Genomic DNA, 18,842 nt, shown 5'->3' with positions numbered 1-18,842 from the left:
CCAAGGGGGCGGTTTTCAGGTTTTCAGGTCTGCAGGTGCTCGTTCTGGCCCGTGAAGCTTCGCTCCAGATGCCGCGACTTGGGCAGCGCGATGTGTTGCCATTGTTGCGGACGAGTGTCGTCCGTGGCAGCGACGTCCGGCGCCGCGGGAGCGACCGGTGCGGCGTTGGCGCGTTCGGCAAGACTATTGGCGGCCGTGCTGTCCGGCGCGGTATGAACTGGCGCGGCAAAACACGAGGCTGACAGCGTCACCATGGTCAACAGTGTCGAGGTTTTCATCGCCCGACCTCCTAAGCTCATGCGGCGCTGACAGTTGAGCAAGCGTTACGCTGTCCCCGCGTCGTAAGGACGGCGCAACCTACACGCGGCGTTGATACAGGCGGGCGGCGTGCATCTACCATCTTAGATGGCAAACGGCTGCGACGCGCGCGCAAATGAGACAAAACCTAATTGTAGATTTCACATGATGGCAGGAAAAAGGCAGAGCAGTCGCGAACGGTCGTGCTGCGTCTATGTTGCGATGCGGAAGCGGCTGATGCCCGAATCGCGTGCGAACCTCAATCTGCCTGGTAACAGCCTGGGCGAACAACGGTTCAGCGACCGCTAAGAGCGAGCTTCTAACGCAGCACGTCGAACCGCGTCCACGGCCACGACGGCCGGTCGCGCATATAGCCGTTGAGCCAGTTCCACTGCGGGTGGCGCTTCATGAACGCCTGGGCGTCGAACGGCTTGCCGCACGGGTGCCCCCAGCGTGCGGTGAACGCCATCTTGCGCGCCATCTCGCTGTCGACCACCTTGCCGTCGTTGGCGCCCCACGGATTGAACGGCCCTTGATCGGAACCGCCGAAGCGCGCGTCGTCCAGTTCAAGATGCCCGCAGATGGTGCGCGAGCAGGGATTGTCGTTGCGGTCGAGATAGACGTCGTGATGGTCGGCGATCATCTCTTTGGCGAGTTCGACGTCGATCTTGCCGTGATGCATTTCTTCGAGCTGCATGAAGCGCAAGCGGCGCGCGCCGTTCTTGCGCACGTCCGTATAGTCTTCGCCTTCGCCGATGCATTCCTGGTTGCGGATCTTCAGATCGGTCGCGGTGTTGTAACCGCTATAGAAGCCGTCTTTCGTACTCTCGAAGCCGGAATAGTGCAGCCCCAGTTCGTAGCGCGCGATCTCGCCGGTCTTGGTGTCGCCGAGCAGCCAACTGTTCGCATAGCCGCCGTTGTTGGCGACCGCGAACATCTCGCACCATTCGCCGATGTTGTTGGCGTACTGCGACGCGCGCCGCGAGCGATAGAACTCCGGCGCACCCGCTGCGTTGTAGCCGATAAAGTTGGAGATGGTGGTTTCGGTGACCATCAGGCCGGCTTCGGTGACCCAGAAATCGGTGAGGCTGGAGATGCAGCCCGGCAGGCCTTGCATCAGGATGCGGTTGCCGCGATCGGGCACGATGTCGAACACGACGTTGAACGCGTCGCCCGCGGCGTAGCGGTCCCACGAGTTATGTGCCATGACGATGCGGCCGTCGCGGGTGGCGTTGCCGGTGGCGATGAACGCGCTGCAGTGATGGCCGCGGCGTCCGCGCCAGGGTTTCAGGCCGAGTTGCGGTTTCTGGGCCGCCGCGTGGCTCGGCCACCAGCTTTGCAGCAGATCCATGTAGCCGTTCCAGGCTAGCACTTCGGCGAACGGCAGCTTCGCGCCGTCGGCGATGCCCTGGATTTCGTCGGCGAATTCGGTGTCGAGTTTGTTGGCGAACTGGGACACTGCGGCGTCGACAAAGGTGTCGAAGTCTTCACCGGTATCCCATTTCGCCAGGTAGCGGGCGGTGCGGATCGCGTTCTGGATTTCGGTGGCGAGCAACTGGCCATGCTGCTCGCCGCGATCGTACGGCTCGCCTTCGATATGCAGAAAAATCCAGCCGGCCTGATCACGGCGGACGGCATCGAGGGACGGTTCGCTCATCTTCGCTCCGATCGAAGGGCGGGCGTCTCGGTGCGCCCGTCTTGGCGTAACGCGCGCTGCTCGCAAGCGCTGCAGCGGTTTCCTCATTGTAGAGAATCTGCCGCGCTTTGCACGGGCTGAGAAGGCGGCGTGGGTGAGGCGCCGCGCATTGCCGCGCGGGTTCGGCCAATGACTCGGCAATCGACCGAGCGACTTCGCACCCGATAGCCCGATAGCCCGAAAGCCGGAGTGCCCGAAAGCCGGAGTGCCCGAAAGCCCGAAAGCCGGAGTGCCCGAAAGCCCGAAAGCCGGAGTGCCCGAAAGCCCGACCCCCGGCCTCAGCGCGTCGGATTCATTCGGAAGTACGCATCGAGCAGCGAAGTCTTGTACACCACCCCGGCCAGCTTCGGGTCCGCGGTGCTTTCGACGACCGGCAAGCGCTCTCCCTGGAACGCCATAAAGTGCTGCAACGCAACGCCGAGCGGCATATCCGGCGTGAGCACATCGAAATGCGGCTGCAGGTAATCCGCGGCGGTTTTTGCTGAGGTGTCGCGCTTGTCGAGCAGATCGGAGGTGATGTCCTTGAGCGCGACCACGCCGAGAAACGCACCGGACTCGTTGGCAACGTACAGATACTTCACCGGATATTCGAGGAACACGCGCGTCATATCCTGCACGGTCGCGTTCGGGGGCACGACGGTTTCGGCGGGACGGATCAGTTCGCGCATCTGCGTCGCGCGTAGACGCGTGCGTTCCTGTTCCTCCTGATTGCGGCGTAGCGTGATTTCGTACATCGACGTCTTGCCGATCGCGCGCGACACGAAATACGCGACCACGCACGACAGCATCAGCGGCAGCACCACCTGATAGCTGAGCGTCATTTCGAAGATCATCAGGATCGCCATCAGCGGCGCCTGCGTGGCGCCGGCCAGAAACGCGCCCATGCCGACCATCGCATAGGCGAACGGCGCCGAGGTGCCGTGCGGCCACAACGCGTGCATGCCGAGGCCGAACAGCGAGCCGACCACCGCGCCGACGAAGAGCGTCGGCGTGAACACCCCGCCGATCGCGCCTGAACCCACAGTCGCGGAGGTCGCGACGATCTTGAACACCAGCACGAGGACCAGCGCGCTCCACGTCCACGGCGAATGCAGGATGGAATTGACGACGCTGTAACCGTTGCCCCACACCTCGGGCGTCCATACCGACAGAATGCCGACGATCAGACCGCCCAGCGCCAGCCGGATGGGCAACGGCACGGGCAGTTTGCGAAAGTTTGCTTTCGAGAAGTCCATCAGCCGCAGAAACTGCGGCGCGGCTGCACCGCACAGCAGCCCGAGCCCAACGAACAACAGGACTTCGGCGCCCGCCACGGGCGGAAACACCGGCATTTCGTACGGCGGCTTGTAGCTGGTGAACTCGCGCATGGTGATGTTGGCGACCACCGCTGAAACGACCACGGGGCCGAAGCTTTCCATCACGATCGAGCCGAGCACGATTTCAGTGACGAAAAACGCGCCGGCAATCGGCGCACTGTACGCGGAGGTAATCCCGGCCGCCGCGCCGCAGGCGACGAGCAGGCGCAGACGCGGCGGGTCGAAATGCACCCAGCGGCCGATCAACGACGCGGCCAGCGCCGCCAGTTGCACCATCGGACCTTCGCGGCCGATCGAGCCGCCGCTCGAAATCGTGAACAGCGAGGACACGCTGCGCCAGAAGCTCAACTTCACCGGCACCACGCCGTCGCCGATCGCGACCGCTTCCATGTAGTCGATGTGATTGCACTTGTCGACGTGACGCTGCGCGATCAGCAGAAAGAAGCCGGCGATCAGGCCGCCCGCGGCGGGCAGCCACACGCGCACCGTCCACGGCAAGCTGCGCGCCATTTCGACGAAACTGCCGGACTTGCCGACCGTCGCCAGTTGCAGCAACGCGATGCCTTCGCGAAAGGCAATCGTCGCGAACGCGCCCGCGACGCCGACCACCACCGACCAGACCAGCATCGTATGGGCGTCGGAGAGACGGAACAGGGTTTGGGCGCGGGTGCGCAGCTTCAGCAGGAATGAAAGCACGTCGGCAGGAGAGGGCGTGATGGGTGGATGGAATGCGCGTACGGTAACAGCATCGCGCCCGCTGGCGGAAGCGGGTGCGATGCGGAAGGGTCGCGAAGGAGCGCGGCGCGGATCAAGTCGCCGCCTTGTCGAGTTCCGGGTAGTGCCGGAAGATGCAGGCCTCGTTGTGCGCGATGCGCCGGTCGGACTGGAGATAAGCGGCGATGTTCGGCCGCTCGATCACCGCGTCGTGCAAGGCCGCAAGACGCGGATAGTGTTCGCCGAAACGCTTGAGCGCGCGCGGAAACGCGTACAGCAGACCGTCGATCAACTGGAACATCGACAGGTCGACGTAAGTGAGCGCGTCGCCCACCATGAACGTGTCACCGGCCGGGTTCTGTTTCAGCACGCGCTCGAAGTACTTCATGAACTTCGGAATCCGGTGGTCGATGAAGTCGTGCGCGCGCACTTTGGCCGCGTCTTTCTGGTCTTCGTAATACAACGCACTGGCGAGCGGATGATGCGTGTCGTGCGCTTCGGTCACCATGTCGGCGATCGTCAGTTGCAGTCCGTTGGCGACATAGCGCAGGCTTTCAACCGATGGCGCGAGATTGAGCTTCGGGCCGAGGTAGAACAGGATGTTGGCGGTCTGCGCGATCACCAGATCGCCGTCCTTCAGAAACGGCGGCGCGAACGGTGGATAGGGCGCGTCCTTGCTCTTCATCAGCGTCATCATCGCGTTTGTGCCGAGGCCATCGGATGGTTCGCCGCGCGCCACTTCCACGTAGTCCGCGCCGGCTTCTTCCAGGGCCAGCCGCACGAATTCGCCACGGCCTTGCAGGCCGTCCCAATAGTAAAGTTCCAGGCTCATCGATCAGTCCTCATTCCAGTTGCATGAACGGGTTTGCGTGAACGGATAGCGTCAGCAACCAGTATGCCGCGCATGAGTGACGGCTGGTTCTCCTGAACGCACAAAACCCCGCACGCGGCGGGGTTGGCGACGAGGCGGGGACGGCTTAGCCGAACAGGTGCTGGACAGTCCATGTGATACCCAGTCCGCCGGCAATCAACCACACATACAGGATGAAGCCGGTGGTCAAGGCGCGGGGGCCGGCCTGACGGATCTGCGCGATGCGGGTTTCGATACCGAGCGCGGTCATGGCCATGGTGAGCGCGAAGGTGTCGAGCATGTTCAGCGTGCTGGTCGTGCTTTCCGGCAGAACGTGCAGCGAGTTGATCACGACGAAGGCGAGGAATCCGAGCGCGAACCAGGGAATCGCCAGCTTGCGCGGGGCGTGTTGCTTGCCGTCTTCGGCCGTTGCGGAGGCGGCTGCGTTGCGTGCCGAGCGGTTCACCCACATGCCGACGACCAGCAGCACCGGCACCAGCAGCATCACACGGGTCATCTTGACGATGGTCGCGATGTGGGTCGCTTCCGGGCTCACGTTGCTGGCTGCGCCGACCACCTGCGCCACTTCGTGAATCGTGCCGCCGAAGAACAGACCCGCGCCAACCGTGTCGAGATGCAGCCAGCCCGCCTTGAACAGCACCGGGTAAAGGAACATCGAGAGGGTGCCGAACAGCACCACGCTGCCTACCGCCATCGCACTCTTATGCGGCTTGGATTGCAGCGTCGACTCGAACGCGAGCACGGCAGCCGCGCCGCAGATCGCGCTGCCCGCAGCCGTCAGCAGCGCCGTGTCGCGGTCGAGCTTCATGATCTTCATCCCGGCCCACGTGCCGATCACCAGCGTGCTCACGACGATCAGCACCGATTCAGCGAGACCGGGCAAACCGACCTGGGCGATTTCCTGCAGGCTGACACGCAGCCCGAAAAACGCCACGGCGATGCGCAGGAGTTTGCGCGCCGAGAAGTTGACTCCGGCCGCCCAGCTTTCGGGCATGCCGTCACGCAGCGCGTTGCCGTAAATGGCGCCGGCCACGATGCCGACGATCAGCGGGCTCAGGCCCAGGCCGGCGATGGCCGGGATCGAGGCGATGCGGGTCACGGCCGCGGCGAACAGCGCAACGAACAGAATGCCGTTGAGTTGGCCGCGGGTGGATGACCCCGCGGGTGCGGCGGAAGCGGTGAGATGAGCGGTGGACATGGCGTAGCGCCTTCCTATGACTGTCTTGATTCGATAGGCCCAATCCTAAATTAGATATATCGATATGAAAAATCGTGATTTAGAATGTGAAGTATCAGTTCAACGGATATTTATCCCGCCATGACCCCGGACCAACTTATAACGTTTGCCGCTGTCGCAGAGCATCGCAACATCAGCCGGGCGGCGGTGGCGTTGCATCTATCGCAGCCGGCGGTATCCGGCCAATTGCGCCAGTTGCAGGACGAATTCGGCGAGCCGCTTTACCTGCGCGATGGGCGCGGCGTGCGCCTGACGCCCGCCGGCGAGCAACTCGCCAGCTATGCGACCCGGCTGCGCGATACGTGGCGACAGGCGCATGCGTATCGCGACGCGCTGCGCGGCCTCGAGCAGGGCACCTTGCGCATCGGCGCAAGCACCACGCCGGCGAGCTATCTGCTGCCGTACCTGATCGCGGATTTTCATCGCCACTACCCCGACGTGACGCTGCATACCGCCGATGGCAACACCACGGAGATCGTCGGTGCGCTGGGCTCGGTGGATATCGCGATGATCGAAGGTCCGGTCGGCTCGGATCTGCCACCGGATACCGCGGTGCACGCGTGGCGTGAGGATGAGATCGTCGCGATCATGCCGCGCACGCATCCGCTGGCGGTGGCGTTGGCGTTGGCGGGTGGCGCGGGCAGGGCTGTTGCGGCAGATGGGGCGGACGGGGTCGGAGTGTCAGGAGCGGTAGAAAGCGGAACGGCAGGAGCGCTAGAAGGCGCAGCGCCGGGGGCGGTAGAAAAACGAGCGGATATCAACGGCGGCCGGGCGGAGCTGGCGGCGTTCGGCCCGCATCCGCTGGTGCTGCGCGAAGCCGGGTCGGGCGTGCGGCAGATCGTCGAGCGAGCCTTTGCCCGGGCGGGCGTGCCGATGCGCGTGGCGCTGGAGATTGCCGGGGTCGAAGGCGTCAAGGAGGCGGTGCGGGCAGGCATGGGCATCGGTTTCGTCTCGGCGATGTCGATGCGGCATGAGGACGGCGCGCTGTGCCTGTTCTCGTTGAGCCCGGAGCCGCTGACACGGCGGCTGTCGATTCTGGTGCCGCATGCGAGTGCGCCATCGCGGGTGGTCGAACAGTTCCTCGCGCTGTGCCTTGCGGACGGACCCTGATCAAGGTTTCCTGGGGATTTCCACTATGGTGCATGACACCTCGTCCGGCGCACTATTCGGGCATCGCAAGCGCCTCGGCGCTTTTTTTCGAAACGTATTTGGAACCGGTTCCAAATGCCGATCATGAGACAGGTTTGAGTAAATTCGACATGACTGACGCGGTGGACGTGGTGATCGTCGCAAGCGCATTCGGGATGGACGCGGTTCGCACGCACGGTCATCTGAAGTGGGCCGACGCGAGCAAACAGGCCGGCGCCACGGGCTTCGAAGTGCGTCGCGAACTGTTCGCGGACGAAGCCGACGCCGCGCCGCAGGCGTTACGCGCGCTCGGCAAGGAGATTGCGGCCCTCGGGCTGTGGTCCGTCTACTCGACACCCGCGTCGCTGTACACGCCGGATGGCAGGCTCGACGCCGACGCACTGCGCGTCTCGATTGAAGAAGCGATCGCGCTGGGCGCGCGCTTCGTGAAGCTGCAACTCGGCGGGTTTGGCGCCGAGGCTAACGCCGCAGTGATCGCCGATTGCGTGCGCTGCGCGGACGTGCGGCTCGTCGTCGAAAACGGTCAACTGGCTGAAGGCGGTTCGCTCGCGCAATTCACCGGCCTGTTCGATGCGTTGGAGCGTGAAGGCCACGCCGGTCTGCTTGGCATGACCTTCGACATCGGCAACTGGGCTTGGCGCGATGTCGCGCCGCTCGATGCCGCTGGGCCACTGGCTGCGCACGTCGAATACATCCATTGCAAGACGACGATGGGCGAGGGCGCGCGACGCTTTCCCGCCGCGCCGGCCGCCGGCGACACGCAGTTCGCCGCGGTGCTCGACAAGCTGCCGCGCCACGTGCCGCGCGGCATTGAATTTCCGTTCGATGCGAACCGTATCGATGCGGACGCAGCGCACTACGTCGCATGGCTGGCCGCTGCGTAAGCGGCGCGCAGGACCTGAGAGAGCGGTACCCAAAAAACGTCCGGCAAAAAGCGCGTGTGGAGAAGTGCACGCGGTACGGGTGGAAGCATGCAGAGAAGCGCAAGCAAAGCAGCACACGCAAGGCGGCACACGCAAAAAACAGGCAGCAAACAGGAACACGCAGAAACACGCAGGAGCGAAGGATGAGCAACACAAACGCAGCACTCGACGTCATCACCTACGGCGAAGCGATGGCCATGTTCGTGGCCGCCGAAACAGGCGCGCTCGCCGGTGTCGGGCAATTTACCAAGCGCGTCGCGGGCGCCGATCTGAACGTGGCGATCGGCCTGTCGCGCCTCGGTTTCAAGGTGGGCTGGATGAGCCGCGTCGGCAACGATTCGTTCGGCCAGTACGTGCGCGACACGCTGACGAAAGAAGGCATCGACCAGCGCTGCGTGACCACCGACGATCGCTACCCGACCGGTTTCCAGTTGAAGTCGAAGAACGACGACGGCAGTGATCCGGCCATCGAGTATTTCCGCAAAGGGTCGGCGGCGAGCCATCTGTCCTTGGCTGACTACGTGGCTGATTACGTGCTGTCCGCGCGTCACTTGCATCTGACAGGTGTGGCGCCGGCCATCTCAGCCAGTTCGTGCGAACTCGCGTTCCATCTGGCGCGTGAAATGCGTGCCGCTGGCAAGACGATCTCGTTCGACCCGAATCTGCGCCCGACGCTGTGGCCCTCGCGCGCCGCGATGGTCGAAGGTTTGAATGCGCTCGCCGCACTGGCCGACTGGGTGCTGCCGGGCATCGGCGAAGGCGAGATTCTGACCGGTTACACACAGCCGGATGACATCGCCAGGTTTTATCTCGACCAGGGCGCGCTTGGCGTGATCATCAAGCTCGGCGCAGAAGGCGCGTACTTCCGCACCGCCGACGATGCCGCCGTGATCGCCGGTCAGCCGGTTGCGAAGGTGGTGGACACGGTCGGCGCGGGCGATGGTTTCGCCGTCGGCGTGGTCAGTGCGTTGCTCGAAGGCAGGACATTGCCGCAAGCAGTCGCGCGCGGCAACCGCATTGGCGCCCTGGCGATTCAGGTGATCGGTGATTCGGAAGGCCTGCCGAGCCGCGCCGAACTCGACGCGCTCGAACGCGCCGACGTGCCGCGCGTCGCCACCGCGGCCTGACTGCGGATGAGCCGCGCCCGGCGCACTCAGCCGGATTCGGTATTAGCTGGCTCGATAACAGCAAGAGCGCTCGAACAGCGCCCCATGACCGCCCATCATTGCTTCGGGAAGCCGTTAGCAACTTTCTTGTATGGGACCAGAGTAAGTGCTTTGCACCAACTCTGGTCGACCGCAACTGCATGGGACCAGAGTAAGTGCTAAAGCGCCAACTCTGGTCGACCGCAACTGCATGGGACCAGAGTAAGCGCTAAAGCGCCAACTCTGGTCGACAAAGGAGACTCCCATGACTTCATCGCTTGCGATTCGCCGTTGGTGGACGATCATGCCGATCGTATTCATCACGTACAGCTTGGCTTATCTCGACCGCGCGAACTACGGTTTCGCATCGGCCGCCGGCATCAACCAGGATCTCGGCATCAGTAAGGGCTTGTCGTCGCTAATCGGCGCGTTGTTCTTCCTCGGGTATTTCTTCTTCCAGATTCCCGGCGCGATATACGCGGAACGCCGCAGCGTGAAAAAGCTCGTGTTCTGGAGCCTGATCCTGTGGGGCGGTTGCGCTGCGCTGACCGGTATGGTCAGCAATATTCCCTCACTGATGGTGATCCGCTTCGTGCTCGGTGTGGTCGAGGCCGCGGTGATGCCGGCGATGCTGATTTTCATCAGCAACTGGTTCACGAAGAGCGAGCGTTCCCGCGCCAACACCTTCCTGATTCTCGGCAATCCGGTGACGGTGCTGTGGATGTCGGTGGTATCCGGCTATCTGGTGCACTCGTTCGGCTGGCGGCACATGTTCATCGCCGAAGGCGCGCCCGCGATTCTCTGGGCGGTGTGCTGGTGGTTCATCGTGCAGGACAAGCCGCAACAGGTATCGTGGCTCACGCAGCAACAGAAGGACGACCTCGCGGAAACCTTGCGCGCCGAACAGGCCGCCATCAAACCGATGCGCAATTACAGCGAAGCGTTCCGCACGCCCGCGGTGATCAAACTGTGCGCGCAATATTTTTGCTGGAGCATCGGCGTGTATGGTTTCGTGTTGTGGCTGCCGTCGATCCTGAAGAACGGTTCGACGCTCGGCATGGTCGAAACCGGCTGGCTTTCGGCGCTGCCGTATCTGGCGGCAACGATCGCCATGCTTGCGGCTTCGTGGGCATCGGATAAACTCAACCGCCGCAAAGTGTTCGTGTGGCCGTTCCTGCTGGTCGGCGCGATCGCGTTCGCCGCGTCGTACGCGCTCGGCTCCACGCACTTCTGGATGTCGTACGCGTTGCTGGTGATTGCCGGCGGCGCAATGTATGCGCCGTATGGGCCGTTCTTCGCGATCGTGCCGGAGTTGCTGCCGAAGAACGTCGCGGGCGGCGCGATGGCGCTGATCAATAGCATGGGCGCACTCGGTTCGTTCGTCGGTTCGTACGTAGTCGGCTATTTGAACGGCGCGACCGGAACGCCTGCGGCATCCTATGCGTTCATGAGCGTGGCCCTGATCGCCGCGGTGATTCTGACGTTGATCGTCAAACCGCAGGCACAAGCACAGCCGCTGAGCAAGGGCGCCACGCTCGCTACACCGTTGCAAGGAAAATAAGCTGATGAAGAAGATCGTCGCCTGGAAGTCGCTGCCCGAGGATGTGCTCGCGTATCTGCAACAGCATGCGGAAGTCGTGCAGGTCGATCCCGCGCAGCACGACACGTTCGTCGCCGCATTGAAGGACGCGGATGGCGGCATCGGTTCGAGCGTGAAAATCACGCCGGCGATGCTTGAAGGCGCAAGCCGGCTGAAGGCTTTGTCGACCATCTCGGTGGGCTTCGACCAGTTCGATGTTGCCGACCTCACGCGCCGCGGCATCGTGCTCGCGCACACGCCGGACGTGCTGACCGAGTCCACGGCGGATACGGTGTTCTCGCTGATCCTCGCGTCGGCGCGGCGCGTGGTCGAGCTCGCGGATTGGGTGAAGGCGGGCGAGTGGAAGCAAAGCATCGGACCCGCGCATTTCGGCGTCGACGTGCAGGGCAAGACGCTCGGCATCGTCGGGCTGGGACGGATCGGCGGCGCGGTCGCGCGGCGTGCGGCGCTCGGTTTCAACATGAAGGTGCTCTACACGAACCGCAGTGCGAACGCGCAGGCGGAACAGGCATACGGCGCGCGCCGCGTCGAGTTGGCGGAGTTGCTCGCCACCGCTGACTTCGTCTGCCTGCAAGTGCCGCTTACGCCCGAGACGAAGCACATGATCGGTGCGGCCGAATTCAAGTCGATGAAGAAGAGCGCGATTCTGATTAACGCGTCGCGCGGCGCCACGGTCGATGAACAGGCGCTGATCGAAGCCCTGCAAAACGGCACGATTCACGGTGCGGGTCTGGACGTGTTCGAGACCGAGCCGCTGCCGACCGATTCGCCGCTTCTGAAAATGGCCAACGTGGTCGCGCTGCCGCATATCGGCTCAGCGACGCACGAGACTCGTCATGCGATGGCGCTCAACGCGGCGGAAAACCTCGCTGCCGCGCTCGACGGAACGCTCGCGACCAACATCGTCAACCGCGAAGTGTTGAAGAAATGAGCACGACGCCGCTTGCCGCCCCGCGCCGCGCGACGATTACCGACGTCGCGCGCGAAGCCGGTACGGGCAAGACCAGTATCTCGCGCTATCTGAACGGCGAGATGAGTGTGCTGTCGCCGGAATTGCGCGCGCGCATCGAGGCGGCCATCGAGCGCCTCAACTATCAGCCGAACCAGATGGCGCGCGGCCTCAAGCGTGGCCGCAATCGCCTGATCGGCATGTTGCTCGCCGATCTGACCAACCCGTATTCCGTCGAAGTACTGCAAGGCGTGGAAGCCGCTTGCCATGCGCTCGGGTTGATGCCGCTCATCTGTCACGCGGCCAACGAAGTCGAAATGGAGCGGCGCTATCTGCAACTGCTGACCACGTATCGCGTGGAAGGCGTGATCGTCAACGCGCTCGGCGTGCGCGAGGAAACGCTGCGGCCGGTGGGCGGTGGGGGGATTCCGGCGGTGCTGGTCGACCGTTTGGTGGATGGGCTCGTCGCCGACATGGTTGGGCTGGACAACCGGGCGGCTGCCGAACTCGGCACGCGGCATCTGCTCGACAACGGTTTCGACGATATCTGGTTTGTCGTGCAGCCCTTCGAGCAAGTCAGTTCGCGGCAACTGCGCGAGGCGGCGTTTCGCGAGGTGATGAGCGGCGTGGGCGGCGCGAGTGGCGCGCACGGCCCTAGCGGCAAAGACGAAGGCGGCAAGGGCGGCGCGCGCGGGCATACGCTGGTACTGAATCTTGCGGAGCCGGCAGCCGTCGAGCGCGCTCTCGCCGAACTCGACCGCGCAATTGACGCGGCTGGCGACCTTGGCGGCGCCGCGGCCAGCGTGACAGATAACGCAACACGCAGCGCCATAGATCGCACCGGCGGCAAAGGCAGGCGCATCGCCTTGTTCGCGGCCAACGCCCCCGTCGCGCTGTGTCTCGCCCTGCATCTGAAAGCGCGCTACGGTGCGGATTGGCAGGCGCGCGTCGCGCTGCTGTCGATCGACGATCCCGAATGGGCCGAATTGACGGGCATCACCGCGATCCGCCAGCCGACCTACGAGATCGGCTACCGCGCGGTCGAGTTCCTCCATGAGCGCATCGAAGGGATCCAGACCACCGCGCGCGACTGCCTCTTGCCAGGCGAATTGATCGTCCGCGCGTCAACTTCGCGCTGATCTGCGATCATTCGGGCTGCGGCGCGCAGCGGGTGCGCGCCGGTCTTCGCAAGGAAACCCATGGTTGTTGCACCGCTTACCCTCTCGAGCCTCGCCGTCGCGACGCTGTTCATCGCCGCCTTACCGTTCCTGATCTACCGCCGTCTGCGCCGGCCGCTCGCGCTGAACCCCCGCGACGCGATCACCGGCATCGCCGTGTTCGCGCTGTTCGCGATGGTGATCGAGCGCGCGCTGAACGACTACGTGCTGCATCGGAACGAAGCGACCGCGACCTTCCTGTCCAATCCGCTGGCCTTCGTAGTGTATGGCGCGCTGGCGGCGGGGATCTGCGAGGAAGTGGGGCGGTTCATCGGAATGCGGCTGCTGCTCAAGCGTGCGGCAGCGAAGTCCGCGTCCGCCGCGGGCACGGGTGACGGCACGGCGCTGACCTATGGCCTCGGCCACGGCGGCGCTGAAGCCTGGCTGGTCGGCGTGCTGGTGCAGATTCAATGGATCCTGTTCGCCATCTTCGAAAATCGCGGCGAGCTGGATGGCTATCTGAGCAATCTGCCGACCGACTCGGTGATGCGCATCCACCTGATCCTCGCCAGCTTGACGCCGCAGACGGCCGGCATTTTCGCGCTCGAACGGGTGGCCGCGCTGGTGTTCCAGATCGGTTTGTCGGTGCTGATGTGGCGTGGGCTGCGGGCGGGCTGGCGTGGAATCCTGCCGCTCGCGATTGTGTTGCATGCGCTGGTCGACGTGCCGGCTGCGTTGTTCCAGGCGCAGCTCGTGCCGCTCGCTGCCGTGGACGGCGTGTATGCGCTGGGGGCGGTGATCGTCGCGGGCCTGTTGTTCAGAGCGTTCCGTCGCCCGGCGCTTGCCGCGTGAGCCGCTTGTGGGTCGCTTGTTACACCGGCCATCCGTGATTCTCTAACTTTCGGCGTACCCTTGCGGTACGCCGTTCAGGCTCATCCTTTCGGCACATTTCATGGAAGAAGCTTACCAATACGACTGCGCGAATCCCGAGTTCGAGGAATTGGCGCGCGTTATCAGCGATCTGTTTCCCGAGCAGACGCAGTTCATCCAGCGTGCGGGCGAAGACAGCACGCCTGCGCTGGCGATTCACTGGGTGGCCATGCGTTTCGGTGCAACCGCGCGCCGTATCGTGATGACCGTGGTGATTGCGCCGACGGCGTTGGCGCGTTATCGCGCGTTGCCGGCGCGGCTGCGAGGTCGGAGTTTCGCCGTGCTGCGTGCATATGTCGAAGCGAGCATTGGCTCGCTTGAAGAACAGTATGCGAACGGCGAGGCGGTGCCACGCGATGTGACGGTGGATCTCGGCGACGAGTTTGCCTGAAGCGATTGACTCAAGACCCTGGGTAGAAGGCGGACTTGAGTGCCGCTGGGCTTAGCGCGCCCAGCCGGCCACGACCCACCGGCAGTGGGTCACAGGCTGTAAATCACAGGCTGTGAGTCACCAGGCCGTGACTCAGTCCGCGAGCCGATAAACCTTCGCGAAGCGGGCGGCCTGCACCACGCCGTAGTCGCCGGGGGCGTACTGCATGATCCAGTCGCCGGCCGCGCCGTGCAGCACGTCGCCGCCACTCGCCGAGCGGGCCAGTGAAAACGCTTCATTCATCTGTTTGGCCAGCACTATGGCGGGACGGTTGCGGTATGCGCCCGGTTCGCCGTGAGCGAGGGCGGTGTCTTCCGGCAGGTATTTGGCATCGAAACGTTCGCGCGAGACGACCCAGCGGTCGCCGGTCGAGCCGGTGATCAGCGCGTCGCCGCGGGCATAGCGGTTCGGGCCTTCCAGGCTCATCAGTTCGCCTTCGGCAGCGGCGAATTCAACGCGCACGGTTTCGTTTTTGACGACGCGCTGGGCGTCGGCATCGTGACTCAGATCGAGATTTTTGAGTTCGGTCATGAAGCGAGTGGGAGTGGAGATATGGACAGCCTGGCCGGGACCTTGCGGCCCGACGCTGCGTACTCGCAATCATGCCAGATGCATTTGAAGATCGGTTTCTTTTGGCAAAGGCAAAAGAACCGCGCGCGCAGCCCAGAAACCCGCGCTGCGCGCCATCAACCGTGTCACTAATCTCTTACGGTTTCACCGTCGCATCATTCGGCAGCGGCCGGTGCCTTCTTGGCGTCGCCCTTGCCATGGTGACGATGGCCGCCTTCAGGGCCGCCCTGATGGAACGTCACGTCGGCCAGTTTCTTCTGCTCAGGCGAGAAGCCGCTGTACAGCGGGTCGAACGCATCGACCAGTTTCTTCATGCCGTCCGCATGCGCTTGCGCGATCGTGGCGTATTGCTTCATGTCGTCGAGCGCCGACAGATTCGTGTTGGCCTTGCGCTGCTGGAACAACTGCCCCATCGTCTCGCCATTGTTGCGCATGACATCGGCGAACGTGTTCCATTGCGATTCCTGCGCCGACGTGATCTTCAACTGCGTGTGCAGATAAGCGATGCGGTCTTCGACATTGCGCTCGTGGCCTGCTTTGGCGGCCGGTGCCGAAGCCGGGGTGGCCATCGGTGCCGAGGCCGGTGCGGAAGTTTGTGCGAACGCGCCGCTCATGGCGACTGCAGTGGCCAGCATTACGAGTGCTTTTTTCATCGAAACTCCTGATGTCTGTTCGAATTATGACAAGGCGAGCATGGCGAGCGGCCAAACGCGCGTTCGCATAGCGACGCAAGGCGGCCGGCTGCCCACTTCGCCGTCGCCGCTATTAGTATCACGATATCCCTACAATGCGGCTCTTGTGCGACAAACGCTTACAACCGAAACGAACAGGAAATAGCGGGTGGACAAATTCGTCAGCATGGAAATTTTCGTTGCGGTGGTCGAGGCGGGCAGTCTCACGGCGGCCGCCGAGCGCTTTGACATTTCGTCGGCGATGGTGGGCAAGCACATCCGCTCGCTCGAAACGCGGCTCGCGACGCGGCTTCTGACACGCACCACGCGGCGTCAGAGCCTGACTGAAATCGGCCGGCAATATTACGAGCAGTGCCGGCGCATTCTGGCCGACGTCAAGGCGGCGGAGTCGCTCGCCGAGGCCATGGCGGCCGCGCCGCGCGGGGTGCTGAAGGTGACGGTGCCGCTGACCTACGGCGTCGAAGTTTTTGCCCCGGCGATGACCGACTACCTGAGTGCGTGGCCGGACGTGAGCCTCGAACTGGATCTGTCGAATCGCGTGATCGACCTCGTGGAAGAAGGCTTCGATGCGTCGGTGCGCATCGGCCGTTTGCCGGATTCCAGTTTCGTCGCGCGGCCGTTGAAGCCTTACCGGATGCGCGCATGCGCGTCGCCGGCCTATCTGGAGCGGGCCGGCATACCGCACACGCCGGCCGATCTCATGCAGCACGAATGCCTCGGCTTTCTGCATTGGGGCCGCGAGGGCTTGTGGCGGCTAGGCGGCGAGGGCGCGGACGAAAACCAGTTGCGCGCCGGACGGTTCCGGGCGAACAACGGCCAGGCGCTCAAGGTTGCGGCATTGCGCGGCTTCGGGCTGGTGTTGCAGCCGGAGGCGCTGCTTGCGAGAGAGATCGCCAGTGGCGAACTGGTGTCGGTGCTGGAGGACTATCTGCCCGAAGGCGCGCCCGTCCATCTGCTCTACTCACGCGACCGCCGCGCCACACCCAAGCTCACCAGCTTCATCGATTTCGTGATCGAGCGGTTCGGGGCGTGATCTTGGCGCTTGCCTTGTTACGCTGCATTTCCTGCTTCCTGCGTGCCGCTTCCCGCTCGCTGTTAGCCGCTCGTCATTGCGTTGCCATGGTTCGGGGTTCCTCTGCCTGCCGCCCGATGCCCAGGACGCGCGATAATCCTTCACTACCGACCAACTTCTTTCGCCCTCGATGAGACCTCCGCGCCTCGACCAACTCGACGACCTCGACCGCAACCTCGTTGCGCTGCTGCAAGCCAACGCCCGTGAGAGCGTCGCCAACCTCGCACGTCAACTGGATGTGGCGCGTACCACCGTGATCGCCCGGATCGCCCGGCTTGAGCGCAGCAACGTGATTGGCGGCTATAGCGTGCGGCTTGGCCAGGATGTGCTCGACTCGAGCATCCAGGCGTACGTCGGCATCATCATTGCGCCGAAGTACGGCCCGGCGGTGCAGAAACGTCTCGGCAAGATGCCCGAGGTGCAACTGCTATGCGCGGTCAGCGGCGAGTTCGACTATGTCGCGTGGCTGCGCGCCGATTCGCCCGACCGCCTCAACGATCTGCTCGACGAGATCGGCGGCCTGGAAGGGGTGGAGCGAACCACCACGTCGATCATTCTTGCGCGCAAGATCGACCGCGGCATGGTGTGATCCCTCTGCCCAATTTTTACGCCGTTTTGACATGTTTTCGACATATCGACTAATTGTGTCGTCATAACGTCGAAGTTCATAGTCATAGCGCAGCATTTTGCGTGTATGAACTGTTTTTGCTTCTCCCTAAACTGTGTCTCAAGGGTTCAGCCCGCCGGGCGCAGCGCCTAAGCGCAGCGCACTTCCAAAGCTGGAGACAGCATACACAGAACAAGGAGAAGCGTATGAAAGTAGCCATCGTTGGCGCAGGTTTGATCGGGCACACCATCGCCCATATGTTGCGCGAAACTGGCGACTACGACGTCGTCGCGTTCGACCGCGACCAGAACGCGCTCGATAAGCTCGCCGCCCAGGGTATCCCGACCCGCCGTGTCGATTCCGCCGATGCCGCCGCGCTGCGTGCCGCCATTCAGGGCTTTGACGCGCTCATTAACGCGCTGCCGTATTACCTGGCGGTGAACGTGGCCTCGGCCGCGAAGGGCGCGGGCGTCCATTATTTCGACCTGACCGAAGACGTGCGCGCCACCAGCGCGATTCGTGCAATCGCCGACGACGCCGATCACGCCTTCATGCCGCAGTGCGGTCTCGCACCGGGCTTCATCGGCATCGCCGCGCATGAACTGGCGAATCGCTTCACCGAAATCCGCGACGTGAAAATGCGCGTCGGCGCGCTGCCGGAGTTCCCGACCAACGCGCTGAAGTACAACCTGACGTGGAGCGTCGACGGTCTGATCAACGAGTACTGCCAGCCGTGCGAAGCGATCCGCGACAGCCGCACGCAGTGGGTGCAGCCGCTGGAAGGCCTCGAACACTTCTCGCTCGACGGTACGGAATACGAAGCCTTCAATACGTCCGGCGGGCTGGGTACGCTGTGCGAAACGTTGGCGGGCCGCGTCGAATCGCTCGACTACAAGTCGGTGCGCTATCCGGGCCACCGCAACCTGATGCAGTTCCTGCTGGAAGACCTGCGTCTTTCGAGCGACCGCGATACGCTCAAGACCATCATGCGCCGCTCGGTGCCTGCGACCGCGCAAGACGTCGTGCTGGTGTTCATCACCGTGAGCGGTATGCGTGACGGTCAACTGGTGCAGGAAGTCTTCACCCGCAAGATCTTCGCGAAGACGGTGTGCGGCGTGCCGATGAGCGCCATTCAGATCACCACGGCCGGCGCGATGTGCGCGGTGCTTGATCTGTTCCGTGAGCAGAAGCTGCCGCAAAGCGGTTTCGTGCGTCAGGAACAGGTGTCGCTGCGCGACTTCCTCGCGAACCGCTTTGGCCAGTTGTACGAAGGGCAGTCGCTGGATGCGATGGCAACGGTGTAAGCCGAGACGGTCGCGTTGAGGTTGCAAATGAGGCTCAATACCGAGGGCCGTGCGACGACGCGGTAGTGATTGCCGCGAGCAACGAAGCAGGCCTCGCAGAAGGCCGCTTGATGAACGCCCCGCCATGCGGGGCGTTTTGCGTTTGAAACGCCGCTGCTAGTTTGCAGCGCCCGAGTTATACAG

Annotated in this window: 17 protein-coding genes and 1 pseudogene; 11 read left to right on the top strand and 7 right to left on the bottom strand. The window is 63.6% G+C overall.

What is annotated here, in order from left to right:
* Window positions 1–23: 23 nt before the first annotated feature.
* The 5 genes from P3T25_RS33765 to P3T25_RS33745 all read right to left on the bottom strand — a co-directional run bounded on the left by P3T25_RS33765 (window position 24) and on the right by P3T25_RS33745 (window position 6,092).
* The gene (locus P3T25_RS33765; RefSeq protein ID WP_115780011.1) at window positions 24–278 is read right to left on the bottom strand and encodes a hypothetical protein; all 255 of its coding nucleotides are present in this window, start codon (window positions 276–278) and stop codon (window positions 24–26) included.
* Between the two features lie 338 nt (window positions 279–616).
* On the bottom strand, window positions 617–1,954 hold the full coding sequence (locus tag P3T25_RS33760) for a C45 family autoproteolytic acyltransferase/hydolase (protein ID WP_154563763.1): 1,338 nt from the start codon (window positions 1,952–1,954) through the stop codon (window positions 617–619).
* Between the two features lie 317 nt (window positions 1,955–2,271).
* The gene (locus P3T25_RS33755) at window positions 2,272–4,005 is read right to left on the bottom strand and encodes a ClcB-like voltage-gated chloride channel protein (protein WP_168435842.1); all 1,734 of its coding nucleotides are present in this window, start codon (window positions 4,003–4,005) and stop codon (window positions 2,272–2,274) included.
* Window positions 4,006–4,117: 112 nt separating this feature from the next.
* On the bottom strand, window positions 4,118–4,855 hold the full coding sequence (locus P3T25_RS33750) for a glutathione S-transferase (RefSeq protein WP_429361327.1): 738 nt from the start codon (window positions 4,853–4,855) through the stop codon (window positions 4,118–4,120).
* 145 nt (window positions 4,856–5,000) lie between these two features.
* The gene (locus P3T25_RS33745) at window positions 5,001–6,092 is read right to left on the bottom strand and encodes a YeiH family protein (RefSeq protein ID WP_093644989.1); all 1,092 of its coding nucleotides are present in this window, start codon (window positions 6,090–6,092) and stop codon (window positions 5,001–5,003) included.
* 120 nt (window positions 6,093–6,212) lie between these two features.
* On the opposite strand from P3T25_RS33745, the gene P3T25_RS33740 reads away from it, so the two are divergent.
* The 8 genes from P3T25_RS33740 to P3T25_RS33705 all read left to right on the top strand — a co-directional run bounded on the left by P3T25_RS33740 (window position 6,213) and on the right by P3T25_RS33705 (window position 14,375).
* Window positions 6,213–7,241, top strand: coding sequence for a LysR family transcriptional regulator (locus P3T25_RS33740; protein ID WP_266240619.1), 1,029 nt, complete (start codon window positions 6,213–6,215; stop codon window positions 7,239–7,241).
* 149 nt (window positions 7,242–7,390) lie between these two features.
* Entirely contained in the window at window positions 7,391–8,164 is a 774-nt protein-coding gene (locus P3T25_RS33735) for a sugar phosphate isomerase/epimerase family protein (RefSeq protein WP_429361349.1), read from the top strand.
* A 182-nt stretch (window positions 8,165–8,346) separates the two neighbouring features.
* On the top strand, window positions 8,347–9,330 hold the full coding sequence (locus P3T25_RS33730) for a sugar kinase (RefSeq protein WP_154563769.1): 984 nt from the start codon (window positions 8,347–8,349) through the stop codon (window positions 9,328–9,330).
* Window positions 9,331–9,613: 283 nt separating this feature from the next.
* Complete coding sequence (locus P3T25_RS33725) at window positions 9,614–10,909, top strand: MFS transporter (protein WP_154563771.1); 1,296 nt, start codon at window positions 9,614–9,616, stop codon at window positions 10,907–10,909.
* A gap of 4 nt (window positions 10,910–10,913) precedes the next feature.
* The gene (locus P3T25_RS33720; RefSeq protein WP_154563773.1) at window positions 10,914–11,879 is read left to right on the top strand and encodes a 2-hydroxyacid dehydrogenase; all 966 of its coding nucleotides are present in this window, start codon (window positions 10,914–10,916) and stop codon (window positions 11,877–11,879) included.
* Complete coding sequence (locus P3T25_RS33715; protein ID WP_154563775.1) at window positions 11,876–13,036, top strand: LacI family DNA-binding transcriptional regulator; 1,161 nt, start codon at window positions 11,876–11,878, stop codon at window positions 13,034–13,036. Before P3T25_RS33720 ends, P3T25_RS33715 begins: the two co-directional genes overlap by 4 nt.
* Window positions 13,037–13,096: 60 nt before the next feature.
* On the top strand, window positions 13,097–13,906 hold the full coding sequence (locus tag P3T25_RS33710) for a YhfC family intramembrane metalloprotease (RefSeq protein WP_154563777.1): 810 nt from the start codon (window positions 13,097–13,099) through the stop codon (window positions 13,904–13,906).
* Window positions 13,907–14,006: 100 nt separating this feature from the next.
* The gene (locus tag P3T25_RS33705; protein ID WP_154563779.1) at window positions 14,007–14,375 is read left to right on the top strand and encodes a DUF3022 domain-containing protein; all 369 of its coding nucleotides are present in this window, start codon (window positions 14,007–14,009) and stop codon (window positions 14,373–14,375) included.
* A gap of 132 nt (window positions 14,376–14,507) precedes the next feature.
* Here P3T25_RS33705 and P3T25_RS33700 read toward each other — a convergent pair whose 3' ends face one another.
* Together P3T25_RS33700 and P3T25_RS33695 are read right to left on the bottom strand one after the other, a co-directional pair.
* Window positions 14,508–14,945 (bottom strand): PGDYG domain-containing protein, encoded by a 438-nt coding sequence (locus tag P3T25_RS33700; RefSeq protein WP_171927575.1) that lies wholly within the window; start codon window positions 14,943–14,945, stop codon window positions 14,508–14,510.
* Between the two features lie 175 nt (window positions 14,946–15,120).
* A pseudogene (locus P3T25_RS33695) lies at window positions 15,121–15,637 on the bottom strand (Spy/CpxP family protein refolding chaperone).
* 187 nt (window positions 15,638–15,824) lie between these two features.
* On the opposite strand from P3T25_RS33695, the gene P3T25_RS33690 reads away from it, so the two are divergent.
* The 3 genes from P3T25_RS33690 (at window position 15,825) to P3T25_RS33680 (ending at window position 18,659) form a co-directional block, all read left to right on the top strand.
* Window positions 15,825–16,709 carry a LysR substrate-binding domain-containing protein gene (locus P3T25_RS33690; protein ID WP_171927574.1) on the top strand — a complete coding sequence of 295 codons (885 nt, stop codon included), beginning with the start codon at window positions 15,825–15,827 and terminating at the stop codon, window positions 16,707–16,709.
* A gap of 169 nt (window positions 16,710–16,878) precedes the next feature.
* A complete protein-coding gene (locus tag P3T25_RS33685) occupies window positions 16,879–17,337 on the top strand; it encodes an Lrp/AsnC family transcriptional regulator (protein WP_054039581.1) in 459 nt (152 codons plus the stop codon).
* A gap of 224 nt (window positions 17,338–17,561) precedes the next feature.
* A complete protein-coding gene (locus P3T25_RS33680) occupies window positions 17,562–18,659 on the top strand; it encodes a saccharopine dehydrogenase family protein (protein WP_154563783.1) in 1,098 nt (365 codons plus the stop codon).
* The last annotated feature ends 183 nt before the right edge of the window (window positions 18,660–18,842 follow it).

This window comes from Paraburkholderia sp. GAS32 (assembly GCF_050434225.1).
In the GTDB taxonomy this organism is placed as follows: Bacteria; Pseudomonadota; Gammaproteobacteria; order Burkholderiales; family Burkholderiaceae; genus Paraburkholderia; species Paraburkholderia madseniana.
The sequence above is the reverse complement of the archived record's forward strand: the minus strand, read 5'-3'. Positions and strand labels throughout refer to the sequence as shown.

Coding starts and splice junctions, on each gene's coding strand:
- P3T25_RS33765 (WP_115780011.1), bottom strand. CDS start 278: ATGAAAACCTCGACACTGTTGACCATGGTGACGCTGTCAGCCTCGTGT.
- P3T25_RS33760 (WP_154563763.1), bottom strand. CDS start 1,954: ATGAGCGAACCGTCCCTCGATGCCGTCCGCCGTGATCAGGCCGGCTGG.
- P3T25_RS33750 (WP_429361327.1), bottom strand. CDS start 4,855: ATGAGCCTGGAACTTTACTATTGGGACGGCCTGCAAGGCCGTGGCGAA.
- P3T25_RS33745 (WP_093644989.1), bottom strand. CDS start 6,092: ATGTCCACCGCTCATCTCACCGCTTCCGCCGCACCCGCGGGGTCATCC.
- P3T25_RS33740 (WP_266240619.1), top strand. CDS start 6,213: ATGACCCCGGACCAACTTATAACGTTTGCCGCTGTCGCAGAGCATCGC.
- P3T25_RS33735 (WP_429361349.1), top strand. CDS start 7,391: ATGACTGACGCGGTGGACGTGGTGATCGTCGCAAGCGCATTCGGGATG.
- P3T25_RS33730 (WP_154563769.1), top strand. CDS start 8,347: ATGAGCAACACAAACGCAGCACTCGACGTCATCACCTACGGCGAAGCG.
- P3T25_RS33725 (WP_154563771.1), top strand. CDS start 9,614: ATGACTTCATCGCTTGCGATTCGCCGTTGGTGGACGATCATGCCGATC.
- P3T25_RS33720 (WP_154563773.1), top strand. CDS start 10,914: ATGAAGAAGATCGTCGCCTGGAAGTCGCTGCCCGAGGATGTGCTCGCG.
- P3T25_RS33715 (WP_154563775.1), top strand. CDS start 11,876: ATGAGCACGACGCCGCTTGCCGCCCCGCGCCGCGCGACGATTACCGAC.
- P3T25_RS33710 (WP_154563777.1), top strand. CDS start 13,097: ATGGTTGTTGCACCGCTTACCCTCTCGAGCCTCGCCGTCGCGACGCTG.
- P3T25_RS33705 (WP_154563779.1), top strand. CDS start 14,007: ATGGAAGAAGCTTACCAATACGACTGCGCGAATCCCGAGTTCGAGGAA.
- P3T25_RS33700 (WP_171927575.1), bottom strand. CDS start 14,945: ATGACCGAACTCAAAAATCTCGATCTGAGTCACGATGCCGACGCCCAG.
- P3T25_RS33685 (WP_054039581.1), top strand. CDS start 16,879: ATGAGACCTCCGCGCCTCGACCAACTCGACGACCTCGACCGCAACCTC.
- P3T25_RS33680 (WP_154563783.1), top strand. CDS start 17,562: ATGAAAGTAGCCATCGTTGGCGCAGGTTTGATCGGGCACACCATCGCC.